We start from the raw sequence: 21,629 nt of genomic DNA on the forward strand, positions 1-21,629 counted from the left end.
AAAAGCACGCTTTTCCAGGTGCCTTATTTGCTGTGCCCGGACGCCACTCTCACGGCCGGGTCGCAGGGTTTCGGCGGGTCGGCATAACCGTTACCCACCTCCGAGGAATGCGTTTCAATTCTCGCATCTCTCCTCTGGATACGATTTCCAATTCACTCGAAGAAACCTTTCGCCTGCCGAATCCACCTCCCCCACCTCGTGTGCATTCAGCCCTCTGCACGTGCGCCATCACCGTCATCGATCAACCCGCGCAATTTCACGAGAGCAGAGGGCCCACCATCATGAGCTTGAGCGAGCACGACCCTTACGGCGAGTTTCGCTTTGTCCACCAGTACGACTCCTTCGAGGACCCGCAGTTGCGGTCGGACTACCTCGACGAAATCGGCAAGACGCGCCCCTATATCAATGCCCTCCGCCGCCGGCTGGACGCCGCCCGCAAGGCGGAGAAGGCAGCCGGCGAGCGCACGGCGGGGCCCACCCCTCGTGGCGAACCGCGTCGTCGTTCGCGCTCTCCCCGTCGCCCCCGGGTGGTCGGAACCCGTCCCCCGAACCGCGGCGACATCACGCACGCGTTCCGGCGCCGCAGGGCCCGCTCCTTCGTCCTCGTCATCGTCATCAGGCTTGACTGACCCGGCATCCCCCCGGACATCCGCCACCTATCGTTGAGTTCGTCGGCCGGCCGCGCCCCCGCAGCGGCCGGCCTCCGCTCCCCCCACGTTCATCTCACGGCCATGAAATGGGATCACCTTGAACCACAGCGACGTGACGGGTACTTCGGGAGCCTTGCCCGTCATCCAGAAGATCCTCGACCAGTCGACGCGCGTCCTGGAGACGTACCGTGTGGACCCCGGGTTGATCCTGGAGCATGCCAACGGCGAGCGAAGGATCACTCAGGGCGGTTACGGAGACCGCCAGTTGTTCGAGCTCGTGCAGAACGCGGCGGACGAGATCGCCTCCGCTCCCGGCGGAAAGGTCCATGTCGTCCTCACCAGGACGCATCTCTACTGCGCCAACGAGGGAACGCCTGTCACGCCCGAAGGTGCCGAAACCATTCTCCGTATGAGTGTGTCGAAGAAGCGCGGTGGCCAGATCGGTCGGTTCGGTGTCGGCGTGAAATCAATCCTGTCCGTCACGGACACCCCCCAGTTTTTCAGCAGTTCGGGTGCATTCGGATTCGACCGGGTGTGGTCGTACGAGGAAATCAGGAAGGCCCGGGGCGCATCACCCGAAGAGGTATTCGAAGCACCCGTGCTGAGGATGGCTCGCCCTCTGGACGCCGAGAAGGAGCGGCTGACGGACCCCGTCCTGAACGATCTACTCGACTGGGCCACGACGGTGGTGCGGTTGCCGCTGCTGCCCGGGGCCGCCGAGCGGCTGGGTCACGACATGCACGACTCCATGAACAAGGCCGAGCAGAAGCGCGAGTTCCCCGCCAGGTTCCAGTTGTTCTCCCATCACGTCGGGACCGTGATCCTCGAGGACACTCGGCCCAAGCCGCCGGTCCGCCGCGAGATCACGGTCGACCACGATGGCTTCCGGCACACGATCCACGAGGCACGAACTGACCGGCCGGAGTCGAGTTCTGCGTGGAAGGTGTTCGCGCACGCCCACCAACCTTCTGAGGCCGCACGGGCCAGCGCCGGCGAGATGCACGATCGGGGGACCATCGACATCTCGTGGGCCGTTCCCGAGTACACCGGCGACGCAGTCCTCACCGTCCCCAGGGGCCGGGGAGAGTTCTGGTCGTTCTTCCCGACCAAGTACCCGATGACCTTGGCCGGCATCCTCAACGGAGCCTGGAAGACGAATGAGGACAGGCAGAACCTCCTTGACTCCAGTCCGTTCAACGAGGAGATCATCCACGTCGCCGCGAAGCTGGTCGTCGAATCGCTGCCGCAGCTCGCACCGGCCGAGGATCCCGGTGCCTACCTCCCCCTGCTGCCCGGTCGGACCAGGGAGTCGGAGACCCTCAACTGGGCCGATAGGTACCTGACCGAGCAGATCTGGAAACTGACCGCGCAACTTCCCTCACTTCCAGACCAGGACGGCATCCTGCGGATACCCCGCGAGCTGCGCGTCCACCCCGCGCCGGTAGGCAAGGCACCGCTCAAGCTCGAATGGCTCCGGATGTGGAACGCCTACCCCGGGCGTCCTGTGAACTGGGTGCACCCCTCCGTGGAGGCCGCCGAGTTCCGCCCCGGCAAGGTCGCGCACGTTCTCGAACAAACTAGGCAGGGTCGAGCGACCGTCCGGGAGTGGATGGAGGCCTTGGTCACCGACGGTACGGCCGAAGCTTCTGCCGTGGCGATCCGTATCCTCGCCGCGATGGTCCGCGAGGGGTCGCCCTTCGCGGAGGAGGCCCGAGCGGCCCGCATCGTGTTGACGGAGGAGAGCGGGTTGGTGCCCGCGGTAGTGGGCAAGGTCTTCCGCAGGGCCGTCCAGGACGGACTACGGGACGGCACCACGTACGTGGACCCCGCGCTGTCGGAGGACGAGTCGCTCATCAGCGATCTCAATGCCGTCGGCATTCGGGAGGCGGATTCCCGAGGGCGTTTCATCGGCGTCCTGGAGCAGGGCTTCACCGGCTACGGGCCCCAGGACTGGGCACGGTTCTGGGAGCTGTTCCACAACGCGGGTGGCAGCCAGGTGAGCGGCGAGGTGATTGCCCGCGTCCCCGAGCCGATGGCGACACTGTATGTACGCACGGTGGACGGGCGCTTCCACCGTATGCGGGACTGTCTCCTCCCCGGTGCCGTGGTACCTGCCGACGGCAGCCGGGACCGCTCGGTCGCTGTGGACCTGGACTTCCACTCCGACGACCGAATGATTTTCCACGAGTTCGGACTGCGCCCGGCACCCACCGTGGGCCACCGCCCTTCGTCGGACGAAGCATGGTTCGCCGAATATTCCACAGCGATCTACGACAGTTACTGCCGCACTTTGAGCAGCAACGCGGCACGCCCGTCCTTCAACAGGCTCAAACTGGAGGGGTCCCCCATCGGCGGGCCACTGCATCTCCTGGAGCTTCTGTCGGACGAGGGGCGAGCGGCCTTCGTGAAGGCGCTGCCCGACGGGAGTGTCATCGACACCTGGACCCTGCAGTTCGGCGCCCAACTGTCCACGCGCAAGATCATCCACTCCCCTTTGCGTTGGATGCTCGGCCGATTCGGTCGGGTCCCGACCTCGCAGGGCATCGTCCCGCTCTCCGACGCGGTGGGCCCTCAACTGCAGGCATACGCCGATGTTCTCCCGGTCGCAGACATCAGCGCCGAGAAGGCCCGTAAGCTGCACCTGCCGACGGTGGTGGACGACGTCCCGGCGAAGCAGTGGGACAGCCTGCTCGAACAACTCGGCACCAGCGACGACGACACCTTCGTTGGCCGTACGTACGTGATGCTCACCCGGCTCGAAGTCGACTTCCCCGAAGGAGTACCCACCCGCTGCCGGATCGGATCGGACTGGTCCACGCAGGAGGACGACAAGATCGCTGTCGCGGCGTCCGAAGCGGAGTACCGTGCGCTGCGCGCGGAGCAGATTCCCGCTCTGTTGGCCGGTAGTCCCGAGGACGCGGCTCTGCTCGTCAAGACCTGGGGCATGTTGCGCTATGCCGACGTCATCAGCCGCGAGACGCGCCACGTAGGCGCCGGTGAGCCGACACTTCTGCACGACGAGTTCCCCACGCTGCGCCAGCGAATCGGAAACGCGGTCAACAACTACCGGCTTCAACGCTGCTCCGAGTTGGAGGAAGTGACCCGGACCCCCCAGGGGGCGACTCCCCATCCTCGCAAGAGCGCGCTCCAGGGTAATACCGTGCTCGTCCTGGAACCCACGGACCGGCTCGCCGCCCTCATGGCCGTCGATCAGGAGCTGCGCTGGGGGCTGAAGGAGGCGGGGTGCCGGGCGGTTCTCGAAGCCCAGGAGCGGCAGGAAGCCGACCAGCAGCTCCAGGCAGCCCTGCGACAGGTCCGGGAGGCGGAGAGCGTCGAGGAGAAGCTGGAACTGCTCATCGGCGAGTTCGCCCTGCGGGCCGGTCTGCCGCCGGGTCTGCTGGAGAGTGAGCGTGCAGAGCTGGGAGGTGTCGAGCCGTCGGCTCGACGGATCGCACGGATGGCGTACAACGCGCATGGTGACGGGGTACTGCAGATGCACACCCGCGATCTGCAGGCCGCGTATCCCAGCCACGCGCCATCGAGCTTCACCGGCTCGTCGTCCGCGGTGAAGTTCGTCTCCGAATTCGGCTTCCCCGATTCCTTCGCCGGCACCAGGACACCGTCGCTGCCGCCGAGGATCGAGGTTCCAGGCCCCACCGAGTTCCCGCGCCTGCACGACTACCAGGAACGTCTCGCGGCGAGAGTCTTCGCGATGCTCGACCGGTTCGCACCGCAGCGCGGGATGCTTTCGCTACCCACCGGTGCGGGCAAGACCCGGGTGGCGGCGGAGGCCGTGATTCGCTGGGTCAAGTCCGTCGGGGAGCTGGACGGTCCCATCCTCTGGATCGCCCAGACGGAAGAACTGTGCGAGCAGGCGGTCCAGAGTTGGAGTTTCGTGTGGTCGAAGGTCGGTGCGGAGAGCTCTCTCTCGATCAGCAGACTGTGGACCACCAACGAGGCGGGCCCGGTGAGCGACCGCCCGCACCTCGTGGTCGCGACGGACGCGAAGCTCCGCCTCTGCCTCGACACCGAGGGGTACGCCTGGATCCGACAGGCGAGTCTGGTCATCGTCGACGAAGCGCACGTCGCCATCTCGCCTCAGTACACGAAGATTCTCGAACACCTAGGTCTGACATCACGGGAGACGCGGCGTCATCTGTTGGGTCTCACCGCGACCCCCTTCCGCAACACCAACGACGAGGAGACCCGGCGGCTGGTCCAACGTTTCGGTGCGCAGCGTCTGGACGACGGCGTCTTCACGTCCGGTGACGCCTACGGGGAGCTGCAGGAGCTCGGCATGCTGGCCAAGGTCGATCACCGGGAGCTGCTGGGCGGCACCATCGAGCTGACCCACGACGAGAAGGAGCGGGCCGACCAGATGAGCCTGCTGTCGAAGGCCGCCGAGCAGCGTCTCGCCGACGACCACGACCGCAACAGGCGCATCCTGGATGAGATCGGTGAGATGCCCGCCGACTGGCCGGTCCTGGTCTTCGCCACGTCCGTGGCGCATGCCAAGTTCCTCGCCGCGAAGCTCAAGGACCGAGGCATCACCGCCGCCTCGGTGGACTCGGCCACCTCCACGGGCGAGCGCAGGAAGAGCATCGACGACTTTCGCCGCGGTCGCGTTCGCGTTCTCACGAACTACGGTGTCCTGACACAGGGGTTCGACGCACCGGCCACCCGGGCAGTCGTCGTCGCCCGGCCCACCTACAGCCCGAACGTCTACCAACAGATGATCGGTCGAGGTCTGCGCGGTCCCGGCAACGGAGGCAAGGAGACCTGTCTGATCCTCAATGTCCGCGACAACATCACCAACTACGGCAAGGCACTCGCCTTCACGCAGTTCGAGCACCTGTGGAGGGCCAAGTGACCGACGTGTACCACGACAGCCCGCACCTGACCGAGGAACAGCGGGCCGTGGTCGAGCAGCCCTGGGACGCCCGGCTGCTGGTCACTGCCGGTGCGGGCGCGGGCAAGACGCACACCTTGGTCCGTCGGCTCGACGCCCTGATGGGACACGAGGACGACGCGCTGGAGGCAGGCGAGATCCTGGTGCTCAGCTTCTCGCGCGCGGCCGTCCGCGAGTTGCGCGAGCGCATCGCGCTGCACGCCCGGGAGGCACGTCGGGTCAGGGTGCAGACCTTCGACTCCTGGGCCTATTCGGTGCTGCGCGGCGAGCAGCCCGACCGGGACTGGGGCGCACTGCGCTTCGACGAGCGGATCAGGGAAACGACCGAGGCCATCCTTCGCGGTGCGATCGAGGAGAGCGAACAGGGCGCCCCGGCCCACGTGGTGATCGACGAGGTCCAGGACCTGGTGGGTGATCGACGAGACATGGTGGAGACGCTGCTGGACCGCTTCCAGGACAACTGCGGCTTCACGGTGGTGGGGGACGGCGCCCAGGCCATCTTCGGCTTTCAGGTCTCCGACGAGGAGGCCCGTGCCGCAGAGACCAACTACTTCTTCGACTGGCTCCGAGCCTCGTACCCGGACGACCTGGTAGAGCTGCACCTCACCACCAACTTCCGGGCCCGGACCGAGGAGGCACGCACCGCCCTCGCCCTCGGTGCGGCGCTCAAGAGGCTGCCGTCGGAGCCCGCCGAGTCCGACGCGGCGGGCGAGAGGTTTCATCGGCAACTGACCGACCTCCTGCGTGCGTGCTCCGATTTCGGTTCTCTGGAAACCCAGTTCACCGTCGAGTCGCTCCGGGACTATCCAGGCACCTGCGCCATTCTTTGCAGGGACAACCGCCAAGCCCTGGTGCTGTCCGAGAGGCTGTTCTCCCTCGACGTGCCTCACCGGGTCCAGCGCGCGCTGCAGGACAAGCCGGTCCCGGCCTGGGTCAGCTCCGTCCTTCGGTACACCGGCGCTTCCACGTTGAACGAGGAACGCTTCCAGGAACTGCTCGCAGCAGGCCCGACCGCGCCTGTCGGCGATCGCGCAAGGATCTGGCGCTCCCTCCGGGGGGCTGCTCGCGCACCCAGGGGGCTGATGGATGTCTCGGCGGTCCGGCGTCTGGTCGCGGAGGGACGCTTCCCGGACGACCTTGCTGCCGTGGAACCCGCGAACCTGGTGGTCTCGACGGTGCATCGTGCAAAGGGACTCGAATTCGATCGGGTCATAGTGGTGGAACCCGCCACCACGGCGGAGCTGCGCAAGCAGCACAGCCACGTCGACCCCGCGGCAGAGGCTCGCTCACTGTATGTCGCCATGACTCGCGCCCGGGACGATCTCTTCCGTATCGCGGCGCCGGACACAGCACTTGTGCGCCGGGACAGAGTGACCGAGCGGTGGTACCTGGGTGGGTGGAAGTCGTACATCCGCGACGGCATCGTGGCCTCCGGGCAGGACGTGTGTCGGGAGCACCCTCCCGGCACGGACGGCTTCGTCGACGATGCCGCCGCCGTGCAGGACTATCTCGCGTCGTCGGTCGTCCCCGGTGACGGCGTGATGCTCCGACTCCAGCACGGGATGGCCCTGGCTGCCGATCAGAGCCCTCCGTACACGGTCTTCCACGGGGACCGGCCGATCTCCGTCGTCTCCGAGCGGTTCCGCAAGGACCTCCACACCTCCCTGAAGATCAACAAGACGTGGGAGATCAACTGGCCGGTCGAGATAACGGGCTTCCGGGTCGACTGTCTGGAGAGCGTCGCGGGCAGTGCGGCCTCCGGCGCCCGCGCCGGGTTGGGCGACCATGGCATCTGGATGGTGCCCCGTATGTCAGGACTCGGGCGCTACAAGCGCACCGGAAGGACCACGCAGGAAGGCATCGCCGGATGACGGACGGGACCAGCATGCACGCGGCTCACTACGCACTTCGGGATGGGCTCGTCGAGCAGCTCCGCAGGGACCTGCTCGGCCCCGGCTCCGCCGACGAGATCCTGACCCAGGACCCGCCGATCACCACCTACCCGATGGGAGTGCTGTTCCCGAGGCCGTCCGACCCCGAATCCGAGCGGGTGCTCCAGGAGGACGCGGCCGAGAACGAAGGGCTCGACGAGACTCCGGTCATGCGGAGGGGCAGAGACATCGAGGAACCTCCGGCTGATCTTGCCGCCGCCCAGGCCGGCGACCGGCGACCGTCTTCCATGGGACTGACGTTCGCCGTGGACCCGAAGATCGCCCCGCGGCTCATCGTGCGCACCGAGGCTGCGGCCTACGACCCTGTCGACGTCGACGGGCGCCCGGTGGCCGCCGAGAGGGCCCAGGCCAGGACGGTGTCCGAGCAGAGGGAGCATTGGCGTCGGCGGGAGCTGACCATCCGCCCGGTGATCGTCGACGTCACCGTTCCCCAGCGCCATCGACTGGGCGATCTGCACGAGGGGGCAGCGTTGGACGTCATCGTCCGCCCCGAGGCTTCGTCGAGCGGGACGGTCACCGTGACGGTCACGTTGATCAACACACAACGAGTCGGAAAATACGCTCTGCAGGACGCCTTCTGCCTCTACCAGCCCCGCGTGACCGTCACCACCGAATCCGCCGCAACGGGGATCGTGGACCGCCCTTCCGAGCGCAGAGGGCTGGACCAGGAGGTCGCGACGAGTCGGCTGCTGCACCGCCACGCTCCGACCTTCGCTGTGGGGCACGGATGCTCGGCGGCCTGGGACTGGACTCCTCCGCCTGTCGGCGAACCGAATATCAAACGTGCGGGGATCGCCGCCGTGCGTACCGAGTTCGTGCCGGCACACGAGGTGCTGCTCACCGATTCCAACCCCGACATCGACGACTCGGCCCTGACGATGGAGGGTCTGGCGACCCGCCCCGAAAGCGAGGTCCTGTCGGCGCTCAACGACCTGATGGCCGGGTACGCAGAGTGGATCGACGGCAAGGAGGCGGAAGCGAAGGACTTCCGGGGCACGCAGCACGAGGCTCCTGCACGGACACAGATCGAGCACTGCAGAACGGCTCTGGCTCGCATGCGTCGAGGCATCAGGGTCCTGGGCACGGACACTGAGGCGATGCGGGCGTTCCGTCTCGCCAACCGTGCGATGGCCCAGCAGCGGGGCCGTAGCGAGTGGGTCAAGAACGGGCGGCAGGGCGAGCCGGACACGGCTGCAGGCAGGTGGCGTCCGTTCCAGATCTCCTTCATGCTCCTCTGCATCGAAGGGATCGTGGATCCAAAACACGACGATCGTCGCATCGCCGACCTCCTCTGGTTTCCCACCGGCGGCGGCAAGACCGAGGCGTACCTCGGCCTGATCGCCTTCACGACCTTCCTGCGACGCATGCGCCTCATGGAGCGGGGCGGGGGCGTGACGGTCCTGATGCGCTACACCCTGAGGCTGCTCACCCTGCAGCAGTTCGAGCGTGCTGCATCCCTCATCTGCGCCATGGAACGCATTCGTCTCGGGGACGAGCAGACGCTGGGGACGGAAACCATCTCGATCGGCATGTGGGTGGGCCAGTCCGCCACACCCAACAAACTGTCGGTCGCCGAGGAAAGCCTCGTGGAGCTCCGGAAGGAGAAGGAGCTCCAGGAGAGGAACCCGGTCCAACTACACGCGTGCCCCTGGTGCGGCACCCGCATCGACGCGTACCAGTACGAGGTCGACGAGGAGGCTAAGCGGATGTACGTCCGCTGCCCCGACACCTGGTGCGACTTTCGCGACGGACTGCCGGTCCACCTGATCGACGAAGCCGTCTATGACGCACGCCCCACCCTGGTGATCGCCACTGTCGACAAGTTCGCCGCCATGCCATGGCGCGAGCAGACCGCCGCACTGTTCAACCGCGATCGTGGGGACGGTACCCCGCCGCCCGAGTTGATCGTCCAGGACGAGCTCCATCTCATCTCGGGCCCGCTCGGAACGCTCACCGGCCTGTACGAGACGGCGGTGGACCTGCTCGCGAATGAGCCGAAGATCATCGCATCGACCGCTACGATCCGTCGGGCGTCGGAGCAGGGCACCAAACTCTTCGCGCGCGACGTCGCCCAGTTCCCCCCGGCTGGCATCGACGCCAGGGACTCGTGGTTCGCGGTGGAGACGCCCAGGGAACGCAAGGCCAGTCGACAGTACGTCGGCCTACTCACCCCGAGTACCAGCCAGTCCACACTCCTCATCCGTACCTACGCCAACCTGCTCCATCGAGCGGTGCAGGGCGGCGACGGTGATCAGGTCCGTGACGCCTACTGGACGCTCGTGGGGTACTTCAACAGCCTCAGGCTGCTGGCTGCGGCAGAACTGCAGGTCCACGACGACGTCGACGCACATCTCGGCTATCTGGCCGACCGTGACGGCGGTGTACGCCGAAGGATCCTGGAGCAGACCGAGTTGACCAGCCGCGCCAACTCCAGCGAGGTACCGAAGCGCCTCAAGCAGGTGGAGCAGCGGCTGGGGCACCCCGACGTCGTGGACGTCCTTCTCGCGACGAACATGATCTCGGTCGGCGTCGATGTCGACCGACTCGGTCTGATGGCCGTCATGGGGCAGCCGCAGACCACGGCCGAGTACATCCAGGCGACCAGCCGGGTAGGCCGCCGCCACCCCGGTCTGGTCGCCGTGATGCTCAACTCCAACAGGTCCAGGGACCGGTCGCACTACGAGAGCTTCCAGCACTTCCACTCCGCGCTGTACCGCGAGGTGGAGTCGACCAGCGTGACCCCGTTCTCCTCCCGTTCCCGCGAGCGGGGGCTGCACGCGGTCGTCGTCGCACTCGCCCGGATCATGATCCCCGCGGCCCGTCCGAACGACGGTGCGGGGCGGATCGAAGAGTTCCGCGACGAACTGGATCGGATCGTCCGGACCACGCTGTTGGCCCGGGTCGAAAGGGTCGACAGGGACGAATACGAGGCGACGGCCGACGCCTACGACGAGTTCGTCGACTGGTGGTCGAAGGAGGCAGAGGCCCTGGGCGGACTGCTCTACGAGCCCAAACGGGGTCGAAAGACGCCCTCATTGTTGTGCGGGTTCGACGACTCCGAGCCGGAGGCGTGGCCCACCCTGTGGAGTCTGCGTGATGTGGACGCCGAGTCCGCTCTCTTCATGGAGGCAACCCGATGACCCCTCCCCCCGCTCGACGTCGCCGGACCGGAGCCCCGGAGCGCAGTTACCCGCGTCGAGGCTCCGTGCGCCGCGCCCAGATGATCACGACGTACGGAGTCGGATCGCTGGTCGCCGTGGACAACGAATCGTTCATAGTGGCCGGGACCGACTCCTGGAACATCAGCGATGCTCCGACCATCTTCGAGCATCGGTTGGCGCGGGTCCTGGGCGTGAAGTCGTTCCGACTGCCGCCCGCGTCGGACGACACGAGCAAGGACGGCGTACACGTCCGCAGATTCCCTCTGTGGCACTCCTGCCCGAAGTGTGAAGCCCTCCAGCATGTACGGCAGTTCAACTCCCCAGCAGGGAGGAACGAATGCGGTGAATGCGAGGAGGACCTCGTTCCCTCGCGCTTCGTCATGGCCTGCGGCAAAGGCCACATCGACGATTTCCCCTATTGGAAGTGGGCCCACCGCAAGAATCGGCAGGAGGGGGAGACAGGTCTCTGCAGCGGCGAGATGCGGCTGCGCACCAGCGGAAAGACGGCATCTCTGCGCTCGATCCTGATCTCCTGCAGCTGCGGAGTGCCCGAGGTGTCGATGGAAGGCGCGTTCAGCAGTACGGCTCTGTCCGACTTGAAGGTGTTCTGCAGCGGCAAACGCCCCTGGTTGAAGGACGCACCGGCCGATCACTGCTCTGAGCGGCCGCGCACCTTGCAGCGCGGTTCTTCCGTTGCCTGGCAGCCGATCGTACGAACGGCGCTGTCCATTCCGCCTTACAGCGACGAGCACTTCACCAAGCTCGAAGCCCGGCTGGACGACCTGAGGGAGATGTACGAGACCGGGGACGAGCACGGAATTCGGGTCTATCTCAAGGTGCTCGGGCTTGAGAAGAACTACGTTTTCTCGCCCGACAAGGTGATCGCACTCCTCGCCACGGAGAATCAGGAGGACGCCGGCTCCGACGAGGAAGCCACCGTGGACAGCGCGTTCGTCCGGCTCCGGAGGCAGGAATACGAACGGCTGATCGCGGGGCAGCCCGAGAAGGAGAGCGGCCGCGGTGACCAATTCGTGTGCGAGCACCCCCTGTCCTCGCCGACCCTACTGAGTCCGTACGGTGTGACGGGTCCGATGCTGGTGAAGCGGCTGCGGGAAGTCCGTGCCCTGAAGGCCTTTTCCCGGGTCGACACCCCGGAGACCCGCACGGACGTCCACGAAGCCGCCCTGTCCCTGCAGGAGCTGGACTGGCTGCCCGCGATGGAGGTGCAGGGCGAAGGCGTCTTCCTCCGGCTCGACGAGGAACGAGTGGACGCCTGGGCCCGGAGCGTAGCTGTGGCGGCCCGTGCCGATCGCATGCGGAACAACCACACCCGCATGATGCGCGAACGTGCCCAGGACCCGGAGTCCGTGCCCGACTCGCCCGCCTCTCCCCGCATGGTCCTCCTCCACACCCTCGCACACGCTCTGATCAATGAGTGGAGCCTGGACGGGGGCTACCCGGCGGCCTCGCTGCGGGAGCGGCTGTATGCGAGCGACACCATGGCGGGCATGCTCATCTGCACCGCGACGAGCGACTCCGCCGGAAGCCTGGGTGGCCTGGTTGCCCAGGGCGAGCCCGACCGACTGAAGGAGTCCTTGGAATCGGCCCTCGACCGGGCTCGTTGGTGCTCAGCCGATCCCCTCTGCATCGAGTCGGAAGGAAGCGGGGTCGGAGGAATCAACATGGCGGCCTGCCATGCCTGCGTGCTGCTGCCCGAGACCAGTTGTGAGCACAACAACGGGCTACTGGACAGGGCGCTTCTCATCGGCACGCCGGAAGACCCCTCCATAGGGTTCTTCAACGATGTCCTGCAGCACTGACGACACAACAACAGGTTCGGGTGGTCGGCAGTCGATCGAAAGATTGCCGACCATCCAACTGGCTGAGCCCCTTCCCGGCCAGAGAGCGCAGCAGGTTGGCCGCGACTGCCCTGTCCACTGCGTCACGCACCTTCGACGCCCAAGCGCTCCGCTGCCTGGGAGCAGGTACTGCGACGGTTTTGAACTGGCCGCCAAGACCGCGATGCCGATGAGGCGGTCCTGCTCGTCGAAATCAAGGTTGCTCGTTCCGTCGACGTCCTTCGGATCGCAGACCGACCGAAGGAGCCCACGGCAAGGAAACTATCGGTCAGCCATCGGACCGACTGCGGAGCGGTAGACGTGCTCTTGCCCATCGTCGTCCTCAAACTCGACCGTGAATGGCAGGCCCATCTCCTTCAAGGCTGCCAGGAGGACAGCAAGGCGGGCGGGGTCCACGAACCCGCTGAACACCACGGGATCCAACGGCATCAGCTCAAGCTCGGCGAAGGCAGTCTCAACCTTGAACTCGGTCCAGCTCGACCGGCGCACCGCCCAGCCGATGGCGTGGAACGCCTCGGCCGCGCGTTGAGCGCCGGCTGTTGCTGTAAGGGATCCACATATGTTGTTGCCACGTTCAGCGTGTGCCCGAGCAGCGGCGTTCAGACGTGGCCCGTCTGTCCCGCCGGAGGTGAAGTTCACGCTGGACGGTACCAAGCAGATGTCTCCCGCCGAGGGCCCGCCGGAACTGCTCCAGCGGCAGGGGGGGAGCTCCGCGAGATGAAAGACGAGCTGTGTGCGCTGATGCAGGACGCCATTGTCGAGCCTGCTCGGTAAGGGGGCTGGACCTGAAGCGCTAGGCGACCGGCGTGATATCCCAGTGCCCGGAGCCTCCCGCGGCGCCACACTGTCACGATGGATCATGTGAGCATCGCCAAGGAACTGGTGCGGGACCGTTTCCCTGAGGCCCAGGCCGCCTTCCTGGCCGGCAGCGTGCTGACACACCACCGCACACCTACGTCCGATCTGGACATCGTGGTGCTGCTGACTGGTCCACCTGCCCCATTCCGGGAGAGCCTGATACACGATGGCTGGCCTGTGGAGCTGTTCGTCCAGACAGAGGCCGACTGGCGACTCTTCGCTGAGCGGGAGACGGCTGCGCGCAGATCGCCGCTGCTGGCCATGTGCGCGGAAGGCCTGTTGCTGACCGATGCGGACGGGCTTGGAGCTGCCCTGCAGGCTGAGTCCCGCGAACGGTTGGCAGCGGGGCCGCCACCCGCATCAGCGACAGAAATGGAAGACCGGCGGTATGCACTCACCGACACCTTGGACGACCTTCGTGGCTGCACCGACCCCTTGGAGCGGACCTACCTGGTGGCCCACCTCTTGGAGCGGGCCTCAGAGTTGGCCTTGCTCACGGGCGGGCACTGGCTGGGCGGTGGCAAGTGGCTTTCACGACGACTCGCTGCAGCCGACCCGGAATTGCACAGGCGTCTAACAGCAGGTGCGGTTGCAGCAATGTCCGGTAGGACCGATGAGGAAGGCCAGTTCGCGCACGTAGTGGGCGAAGTCCTGGCATCGGCCGGCGGCCCCCGGTGGGCCGGGTACCGCCGCAGTTAAGGCTGGCGGCTGGAAATTCGAACCGTGAGGAGGCCACGGGGCAACTGCTCGCCCTCGGGCTACTCAGACGCGCGCGTCAGCAGCCAGCCCCGCGAACGCTGACCACGCACGAGGAGAGACAGTCAGCACATCCCCCTGCATGTCTTTCGAGTCCCGGACCAGTACAGCCTCGGGGTAGACAGCGATCTCGACGCAGTTGTCGCCGCCACCGCCGCTGTAGCTGCTCTTGAACCAGGCCAGTTCTACGGTGCTCATCGCTCTCCTCGCATCTGTTCCAGCAGGCTTGTGGTGTCCTGATGGCTCAGGGCTTGTGAGCGCATCTTGCCATAGCGCTGAAGCATGTAACTTGCCGCTTTCGCGTCAGTGATGAGCACGCTAGTGCCGTGACCTTCGACGTAGCCTGCCCACCGGTGATCAGCGGTTTCCGCGAGGTACATCTCCCCTTCGAATCCGGCGTGGTCCTCCTGCACGAGGGGCATTACCTGGATTTCCACGTTGCGGTAACGCCCCACGAGGAGCAGGTGATCGATGAGTGCCTTCGTCACCTGGGCCCCGCCCAAGCGCCTTTCCACCAGAGCTTGTTCGATGATGAAGCTGAAGGAGGTGTTCGGCCGGTCGATGAGCAGTTGCTGTCGGGCCAGTCGCGCCGCCACCTGGCGCTCAGACTGCTCCTGCGTGAGCGGGGGCAAGTGGCGTTCGAAGAGTGCGTGGATGTACGGCTCAGGCTGCAGAAGGCCAGGGATGACCCGGCACTCGTAGGCGTACAGCGAGGCCGTGTCCTCCTCGACCGCCGCCCACTGCAGGAACCAAGAAGCCAGCCCCACCTTCCGCGTCAGGCTCTTGGCCGCCGCCGCCAGCACCCGTGCCGCCGTCGCCCCCAGCACCTCCTCCGAGCGCTCCAGCAAGTCCCTCGGCGGGAATCGCTTGCCCTGCTCGATCTTGGCGATGTACGCCGCCGAGTACTGCACCCGAGGCGCGAACTGCTCCTGCGTCAGGTGTGCTTCGTCGCGCAGCGCCTTGAGTACGGCCCCGAACGTCTTGAGGCTGTCCGATGACTCCGGCTCGCCACACTGTCCCCCGCCTCCGTTGTCCGAAGCCATGCCCGGCCGCCTCTCCCCTGTGCTGCGCCCGCTTGTGGGCCACAAGCAAGGGTTACGTACAGTGACCCTCCCAGTCCAGCGCGTGAACCAGTACAAGCCGATCTGTATCGGCGCCGTGCCTGCCGCGCGGGCTCACCTCGACACCAGGCTGGGGCCCATGCCAGCCCCTCGCGCCTTTTCTCCCGCTACCACGCGCCTTTTCGTGCAGCGCTTCTCCGCGACCCGACGCGGAGCCCGACTCGCACGCCTGCTTGCCGGACTGCAGTTGGTCGAGTGGGGGCACCCCCGCGGTGCGGACGACCACGACACGGTCACGATCGTGGTCGCCGAGCTCGCCGCGAACGCCGTACTGCACGGCCGCGTACCCGGAAGGGACTTCGCCCTGCTGCTCCGTTACGACGCCGGCCGGGGCGTCATCCGTATCGAGGTGTCCGACACCCACCGGGCCCGCCCCGCCCTCGTCGTGCCGGCCTCCGACGAGGACCACGGCCGTGGGCTGATCCTCGTCGACGCCCTCGCCACCCGTTGGGGCGTTCATGACCGCGTGGGCCCTGGCAAGACGGTCTGGGCGGAGTGCGCCCTGTCCAAGGGGGCCGGAAAGCCTGCGTATGGGCAAGCTGCCCGATGAGGCGGAGCCTCGGCCCCACCCGCGCGCATCGCCGGTGCTGCCGAGGCCTTTGCCCGAGGGCCTGGGTAGCTGGAACCTTCCAGATACCCGTGTCGCCGAGCGGCTGGTGGACGGCGGGGCCGGTTGGTCAGGGTGTCCGCTCCTGGCCGCTGCCGCTGGGCGCGTGGCTCAGGTCCACCACGCAGAAGATGTTGCCGTCCGGGTCGGCGAGCACGACGAAGTCGGGGTCCGGCGGGTACAGGTCCCAGTCGACGCTCTGCGCCCCGAGGCCGATCAGGCGCTTCACCTCCGCCTGCTGTTCCTCGGCCGTGTCCGTGAAGAGGTCCAGGTGGATACGGGGGCGCGGCTCGGCCGGGGAAGCACTCTGCATCAGGCCGAGGGCCCGGCCCGAGCCGTCGGGGTGCAGGAGTGTCCGCCATGTGTCGCTCGCCCACTCCTCAGCGACGACCAGGTTCAGCGCCTCGGTCCAGAAGGTCACTGCGCGGGGGATGTCCGTGACACCGATGACAGGGATTCCGAGTTTCAGCATGGAGCGAGCCTAGTAGTGCTTCATCACCTTGGGTGATCCTGCCTGGTGGGCTTCCTCGGGGTGTGAAGCTGGGGGATGTCGAATGGTTCCGGGATGAGTTGGCGGAGTTCGCGGGTGATGTGTCCGGGTGGTCGCCGCGCCAGGGTGCGTGTTATCTGCGGGGTCTGATGCTGGACGGCCGGCGTAAGCCGGGCCGGCTGATGGCTGAGCGGTTGCCGGACGGGAACACGCTGGACCTGCAGCAGTCAGTTCGTCGAGGCCATGGCTGGCACACGACGTCGTGTGCCAGGGTTGCGGGTATGGATTGGCAGTCTGAGAGCCCGGAACTCTGGATGTTCCTGGAGTCCCTGCACCGAGGCGACATCCTGTCCGGCACTGTCGCGGCGATCGAACGGTTCGGGGTCTTCGTGGCCCTGGACGACGGGCCTGACCATCCCACCCTGCCCGGTGTCGGGTTCCTCGGTATCCCCGAACTGTCCTGGCGGCGCTTCGATGATCCCACCGATGTCGTTCAGGAAGGACAGCGTGTCTCGTGCGAGTTCCTTGGGTCCGACGCCCACAACGCTGAAGCGCGACTGTCTTTGAAGGCACTGGAGACCGACCCCCTCCAGGTTTTCGCCGACCGCACAGTGGTGGGCCAGGAACTCCGCGGGACGGTTGAGAAGGTGCTCCCCATCGGCCTTTTCGTCGACCTCGGGGACGGGATCTTGGGGCTGGTCCCCTCCAGAGACATCGACGGCCGCCCTGCGGCGAGTCCGGCAGAAGACGTCGAGGCCGGAGAGGAGATTGCCGTCGTCGTCGCGGAAATCGAGCTGCCCACCCGACGGGTGTTCCTCTTCAGGCCGGAGAGCGGCCGGCACACAGGTGTCGTGCTGCCCGCGTGACGGCCGCCGTGCCCGAATCGAGCAAGGGCGGCAGGGTCACGACTCACCCCGCCGGCCAAGGCGAACCGTGGCTGGGACTGGGCCCCTTCCCTCCGGCTGGCGGGCGCCTCTACGCTCGTCCCGTGGCAGGAAGCTCGCGACCAGGTGTCAGGGCCGTTACCCAGGGGAGACAGTGGACGTCCCATCGTTGATCCTTTTAGGGGCGGCGGGTGGTCTGCTGCGTGGGGCCCTGGACCTGTACACCCGATTCGTCTCCTGGCAGGCCGACCGCCGTGCCCATCGGCAGTCAGCCGCAGCAGATGCGGCCCAGGAGGAAGCTCCCCGGTTCCAGGCCTATTTCGATCCCGCCGTCGACACGGTCGCGGCCGTCGTGCACAGCGTGATGGGCGCCGGGGCCGCGGTGCTGTTCGGGACCACGGGCCAGATCAGCGGTGGATACGCCGCCCTCGTCGTCGGGTTGTCGGCCCCCATGCTGCTCACCCAACTCGGGCGTATCCAGACGGTGAACGAGGCGGTCACGGGCGAACGGCAGCCGGCCGAGGCGGTCCCGGAGCCCGGAGCACTCTCGCCTGTCGGTGCTGACGGCAGGGGGATGGGCGGTGCGGATGACTCCGGCGCCGAGCAGGCCCCGAGTGCGGTGAGCGCCCGAGCCCCGTCCGCGCACCCGTCCCAGGTGCTGCGACCACCCGCGCGGCCGGTGTCCTCGCCCAGGCCTGCCGCCGCGGTTACGGATGCCGGCTCGCCGGGCCACGCGGGTGGCGAGCCCACCGCGGACCGGACACCATTCCCGGAACGCGCCAGGGAGACTCCCTTCCCCGCGTCGGCAGAAGCCTCCGAAGGGGCTGGGTCTGGCTTCGACGGTCGTGGCGCGCCACGATGGCGGCAGGGGCCGGCGACCGGGGAGGAAGAACTGTGAGGAGCGCTCCGCACCTACTGGCCGAAGACCGGCCCGAGTACGAGCGGCTCCTCGGTCACGCGCTGAGTCACGCCCACGAACGGCCAGAACTGGCCGGAGCCGGAGAACGTCTCAACCTGGAACGACTGCGCACCATGGCGCTGAACGCCACCGCCTTGATCACGGCAGCCGCGGCGACCGAGTACGAGCAGTACGTACAGGCCCGGGAACAACACCATGGCTCGGCGTCACCGGACTGGTCCACCGGCTCTCTGCCCGCCACCTCCGCCTACCCCGTCACCGACGGCATGGCCACTGACCATCCTGCCTCGGCAGGTCTGGGTCATAGGTTCGGCGCTGCCGTCCTGGGTGGCGGACGGCCCGATGGCCGGCGGATCAGCGACGGAGTCTCTCCAGTGCGTTGGACCGGGATGTCCTTCGGCCGTCGCACGCTGGCGGCGCTGCTGGGCCTGCGAGTACGCCCCGAGCCGCCGAAGGCACGGGGAGGTACGTCGCGTGCGCCCGCGCAGCGCTCGCTCGGTCGCACGCCGCTTCGCGCCCGTGCGACCGAGCGCGGGGCTCCGGTTCCGGAAGGGACCGGAGCCGGTGTGCCTGCCGTCGTCACCGTCCTGGTGACGGTGCTGGCCGGTGCTGCGGCGACGATCCTCCTGCTGGCCGGCTATCTCCTGAAGGCCTTCAATCCGCCGTCACCGTTCGCGAGCACCCTCGTCGGCGCTGGTTGGTGGGCCGCGGTGATCACCGCGGCGGGCGTCGTCGTCGGCGCCGCGGGTCTCTGCGTCACCGCCCTGCGCAACGGGCCTTCGCCACCGGTCGACGTCTTCGTCGACGCCGACGAAGACGAAGACGCCGATGCCGACGACCTGCCGGAGGAGGTGGCGCGCGCTCGCGAGGCCTGGCGTCATGCACTGATGGAGCGGGGCATCCTGCCGTTCATGCGGGACGCTCTCGGTGACCCCGCCGATCCCCCACCGCGGACACCGCGCCGCTCGGCCGACCTCATTCCGAGGCTCGGCTACAGCCGACCGGACTTCTCCGGCCCGGCTGACCGGTCGGCAGCAGGCCCACGCCCGTCGTTCTCCAGCCCGGACCACACCGACCCGGACTTCGGCAGCCCGGAAGCCCGGCCGGAATGACACGCTGGACTCCTGCCGTGCCGCCGAAGGTGCGGGCGGCCGCTTCTCCCGCTCCGACCGGTGCGGGCGTACCCCGGAGAGCCTGCGGTCGGCCTCCGGGGTACGCCGTGGCGGACGTACCTCCCCGCCGTCGTCAGACCGCTCCCGGGCCGGGCCGGCGCGGGGGTGGCTCGTCCGGAGGCCGAGGGAGGAAGTTGATCTCGTCGTCCATCAATTCCGTACGGGACCAGGTCCGGTAGTCCGCCGGAGGGGTGTCCGCGTTCGGCCAATGCGGGTCGGCAGGCGTGTAGTCGTCCTCCGACAGCCCCGCGACCTGCAGGAGGTCCAGGAGCATGCGCTGCGTCAGCGGTTCGTCCAGGTACTCGGCGGCGTCCTCTGCCCCCCAGCGCACCACGGTTTCCGCTGCCCGGGCGATGCCCTCCACGGTCGCCGCGGGGAACGCCAGAGCGAGGGAGACCTTCACGATCTCGACGGCATCCTCTCCTCGCACGGTCTACCGCCTCCTTTCGCAGACGATGCAGAGCCCGACCAGGGCGGTGAAGAGCAATCCCATCTTGCTCGTGTTCTGGGCCTGGCGCAGACACTCGCGCCGGTCGAGATGGGCGTACTGCGGAGTGGACATGATGTCCCGGACGTAGACCTCCCAGTGGTCCTGCGCCCGCTTCCAGTCGTTGCGGTGGGCGACCCGGACCCAGGCGTCGACGAACTCCTGCCGGGCGTGATCGCCGTGGAAGTAGGGCCTCAGGTCGTCGATCAGCCCGGGCGGTCTCAGCCGCTGGCCCCATGTGCGCTGCCGGAAGAGCGAGTTGGCGGAGATCGACTTCACGCTGCCGATGCGCGTCGTGATCACGTGTCCGGCGAATCCACCGATGATGGCCGGGACCAGGAGCCAGCCGAGAAGGGACAGGGCCCAGAGAAGGGTGTGCTTGGGCGCCTCGATCAGCGTGAAGACCTCGTACACGCCGCTGGGGCTGCCGGCTCTGGCGGCGAAGACGTACAGCACCAGCAGGCACAGGGCGATGGGGACGCCCCAGTCCAGCACCCACTGTGTGACGCCCTTCAGCGCCTTTCGCGATCTCCAGGCGCGGCGCAGTCGCGCCGTGAGTCCGGACCGGCCTGGCGGCAGATTCAGGTGACTCGGGACAGGAACAGGGCCGTGCACCAACTATCGCCCCCCGGCTGGTCCTGGTGACAGGTACGCGGTCACCGGTCGCGTCACGCTCCCCGGCAGCCGCAGTCGGCTTCGCCAGGCGAAGGTCAGGATAAGGGTCGTGCCGCCGCCTCCGGTCCTCCCGGAGACATTGCCGGATCCCCTGGGCCGGCAGGGCTCCCCGAGCGCTCATCGATCACCCAAGCGGCTTGCGGTAGCGGACGTACTCGTTCCGCCGCTGGAACCCCACACTCTCGTAGAGGTCGTAGGACCGGTGCGGGTTCGCCGTGCCCGTGAAGAGCCGGGCGGTCGTCGCGCCCCGCTCGCGCAGGGTGCTCAGCCCGTCCAGCAGCAGGGCCCGGCCGATGCCGAGCCGTCGCCGGTCCGCCCGGATGCTCAGCTCTTCGACCTCGCCCACGGTGCGGTCGTGGCGGCGCAGGGAGCAGAGTGCGACCCCGACCATGTCGTGCCCGTGCCATGCCGCCCGCCAGCATGTCGGGTCGGCGCTGGAGACGAAGTCCTGGAAAGGCCATTCCTGAGTGAATCCGGTCCCCGCATACGAATCGACTACCGTCCTCCAGGCCGCACGGTAATCGCTCTCCCCGACGGGCCCCGTCCGTAGGCCCGTCGGCAGTTCGCCGCCCCGCTCCGGCAACTGGCGCAGATCGCCCAGCTCCAGCTCGACCAGGCTGAAGACCCGTCCGTAGCCGGCTTCGAGCAGCAGCGTCGTCGCGTCCTGCTCGGAAGCCATGGCGTTCGCGCCGATCACCGCCGTGTCCGCCGTTCCGTGCTGTACGACGAGCCGGCGGATCCGCTCCTCGGCCCAGCTCAGCATCGCGGATCCGACGCCCTGGCGGCGGTGCTCGGGCAAGAGGTAGCCACGGTGCACGTAGAGCCACGTGCCGTCCCGCTCCCGCAGCCACCGGATCGTCGCGTAGCCGACGACGCCCCCGTCGCGCACGACCAGGATCTGGTTCCTCGACGGTTCCTCCAGCTTGGCCGAGGCTTCCGCGATCTCTGCCTCCGTCGGGAGCCCTTCCACGACCGAGCGGGCATCGACCCCGTCCCGTTCGGCGCAGCCCAGCCGCACCGCGGCCATGGCGTGGTGGTCTCCGTCCTCGTCGCGATACGGCCGGAACCCGAAGCCGGCCGGAAGTCCCTGTCCTGGTACGCCGTTTGACATGACCGGATGTTCTCGCAC

Annotated in this window: 17 protein-coding genes and 1 pseudogene; 11 read left to right on the forward strand and 7 right to left on the reverse strand. The window is 67.5% G+C overall.

Annotated features, from left to right (window positions below; genetic code table 11):
- The first annotated feature begins 287 nt into the window (after positions 1-287).
- From OG379_RS14755 to drmB, 5 genes are all read left to right on the forward strand, one after another.
- Positions 288-629 carry a hypothetical protein gene (locus OG379_RS14755; protein ID WP_405662858.1) on the forward strand — a complete coding sequence of 114 codons (342 nt, stop codon included), beginning with the start codon at positions 288-290 and terminating at the stop codon, positions 627-629.
- A 118-nt stretch (positions 630-747) separates the two neighbouring features.
- Entirely contained in the window at positions 748-5,520 is a 4,773-nt protein-coding gene (locus OG379_RS14760; RefSeq protein ID WP_405662860.1) for a DEAD/DEAH box helicase, read from the forward strand.
- Positions 5,517-7,430: a UvrD-helicase domain-containing protein gene (locus OG379_RS14765; RefSeq protein ID WP_405662862.1), complete on the forward strand. Its 1,914-nt coding sequence runs from the start codon at positions 5,517-5,519 to the stop codon at positions 7,428-7,430. Before OG379_RS14760 ends, OG379_RS14765 begins: the two co-directional genes overlap by 4 nt.
- Positions 7,427-10,651: a helicase-related protein gene (locus OG379_RS14770; protein WP_405662864.1), complete on the forward strand. Its 3,225-nt coding sequence runs from the start codon at positions 7,427-7,429 to the stop codon at positions 10,649-10,651. The genes OG379_RS14765 and OG379_RS14770 overlap by 4 nt, the downstream gene beginning before the upstream one ends.
- Positions 10,648-12,492 carry a DrmB family protein gene (gene drmB / locus OG379_RS14775; protein WP_405662866.1) on the forward strand — a complete coding sequence of 615 codons (1,845 nt, stop codon included), beginning with the start codon at positions 10,648-10,650 and terminating at the stop codon, positions 12,490-12,492. Before OG379_RS14770 ends, drmB begins: the two co-directional genes overlap by 4 nt.
- 300 nt (positions 12,493-12,792) lie before the next feature.
- On the opposite strand, the gene OG379_RS14780 is transcribed toward drmB, so the two are convergent.
- On the reverse strand, positions 12,793-13,170 hold the full coding sequence (locus OG379_RS14780) for a hypothetical protein (protein WP_405662869.1): 378 nt from the start codon (positions 13,168-13,170) through the stop codon (positions 12,793-12,795).
- A gap of 213 nt (positions 13,171-13,383) precedes the next feature.
- Here OG379_RS14780 and OG379_RS14785 point away from each other — a divergent pair, with 213 nt between their 5' ends.
- Positions 13,384-14,088, forward strand: coding sequence for a nucleotidyltransferase domain-containing protein (locus OG379_RS14785; RefSeq protein WP_405662872.1), 705 nt, complete (start codon positions 13,384-13,386; stop codon positions 14,086-14,088).
- A 63-nt stretch (positions 14,089-14,151) separates the two neighbouring features.
- On the opposite strand, the gene OG379_RS14790 is transcribed toward OG379_RS14785, so the two are convergent.
- Positions 14,152-14,343, reverse strand: coding sequence for a DUF397 domain-containing protein (locus tag OG379_RS14790; protein WP_405662874.1), 192 nt, complete (start codon positions 14,341-14,343; stop codon positions 14,152-14,154).
- Positions 14,340-15,188, reverse strand: a complete 849-nt coding sequence (locus OG379_RS14795; protein ID WP_405662876.1) for a helix-turn-helix domain-containing protein — start codon at positions 15,186-15,188, stop codon at positions 14,340-14,342. The genes OG379_RS14790 and OG379_RS14795 overlap by 4 nt, the downstream gene beginning before the upstream one ends.
- A 157-nt stretch (positions 15,189-15,345) precedes the next feature.
- On the opposite strand from OG379_RS14795, the gene OG379_RS14800 reads away from it, so the two are divergent.
- Positions 15,346-15,816, forward strand: a complete 471-nt coding sequence (locus OG379_RS14800) for an ATP-binding protein (RefSeq protein ID WP_405662878.1) — start codon at positions 15,346-15,348, stop codon at positions 15,814-15,816.
- A gap of 127 nt (positions 15,817-15,943) precedes the next feature.
- On the opposite strand, the gene OG379_RS14805 is transcribed toward OG379_RS14800, so the two are convergent.
- Complete coding sequence (locus OG379_RS14805; protein ID WP_405662880.1) at positions 15,944-16,345, reverse strand: VOC family protein; 402 nt, start codon at positions 16,343-16,345, stop codon at positions 15,944-15,946.
- 62 nt (positions 16,346-16,407) lie between these two features.
- On the opposite strand from OG379_RS14805, the gene OG379_RS14810 reads away from it, so the two are divergent.
- From OG379_RS14810 to OG379_RS14825, 4 genes and pseudogenes are all read left to right on the forward strand, one after another.
- Positions 16,408-17,229, forward strand: a complete 822-nt coding sequence (locus tag OG379_RS14810; RefSeq protein WP_405662884.1) for a S1 RNA-binding domain-containing protein — start codon at positions 16,408-16,410, stop codon at positions 17,227-17,229.
- A 172-nt stretch (positions 17,230-17,401) separates the two neighbouring features.
- Entirely contained in the window at positions 17,402-18,145 is a 744-nt protein-coding gene (locus OG379_RS14815) for a hypothetical protein (RefSeq protein ID WP_405662887.1), read from the forward strand.
- A pseudogene (locus OG379_RS14820) lies at positions 18,106-18,352 on the forward strand (hypothetical protein); the annotation flags it as partial. The gene OG379_RS14815 and the pseudogene OG379_RS14820, both read left to right, overlap by 40 nt.
- Positions 18,353-18,432: 80 nt before the next feature.
- Positions 18,433-19,278 carry a hypothetical protein gene (locus OG379_RS14825; protein WP_405668511.1) on the forward strand — a complete coding sequence of 282 codons (846 nt, stop codon included), beginning with the start codon at positions 18,433-18,435 and terminating at the stop codon, positions 19,276-19,278.
- 133 nt (positions 19,279-19,411) lie between these two features.
- Here OG379_RS14825 and OG379_RS14830 read toward each other — a convergent pair whose 3' ends face one another.
- The 3 genes from OG379_RS14830 to OG379_RS14840 all read right to left on the reverse strand — a co-directional run bounded on the left by OG379_RS14830 (position 19,412) and on the right by OG379_RS14840 (position 21,611).
- Positions 19,412-19,768 (reverse strand): hypothetical protein, encoded by a 357-nt coding sequence (locus tag OG379_RS14830; protein ID WP_405662889.1) that lies wholly within the window; start codon positions 19,766-19,768, stop codon positions 19,412-19,414.
- Positions 19,769-19,771: 3 nt separating this feature from the next.
- Positions 19,772-20,320, reverse strand: a complete 549-nt coding sequence (locus OG379_RS14835) for a DUF6313 family protein (RefSeq protein WP_405662892.1) — start codon at positions 20,318-20,320, stop codon at positions 19,772-19,774.
- 304 nt (positions 20,321-20,624) lie between these two features.
- Entirely contained in the window at positions 20,625-21,611 is a 987-nt protein-coding gene (locus tag OG379_RS14840) for a GNAT family N-acetyltransferase (protein ID WP_405662895.1), read from the reverse strand.
- Positions 21,612-21,629 lie beyond the last annotated feature (18 nt).

Origin of the sequence: Streptomyces sp. NBC_01166 (genome assembly GCF_045039765.1) — a bacterium.
Lineage (GTDB): Bacteria > Actinomycetota > Actinomycetes > Streptomycetales > Streptomycetaceae > Streptomyces.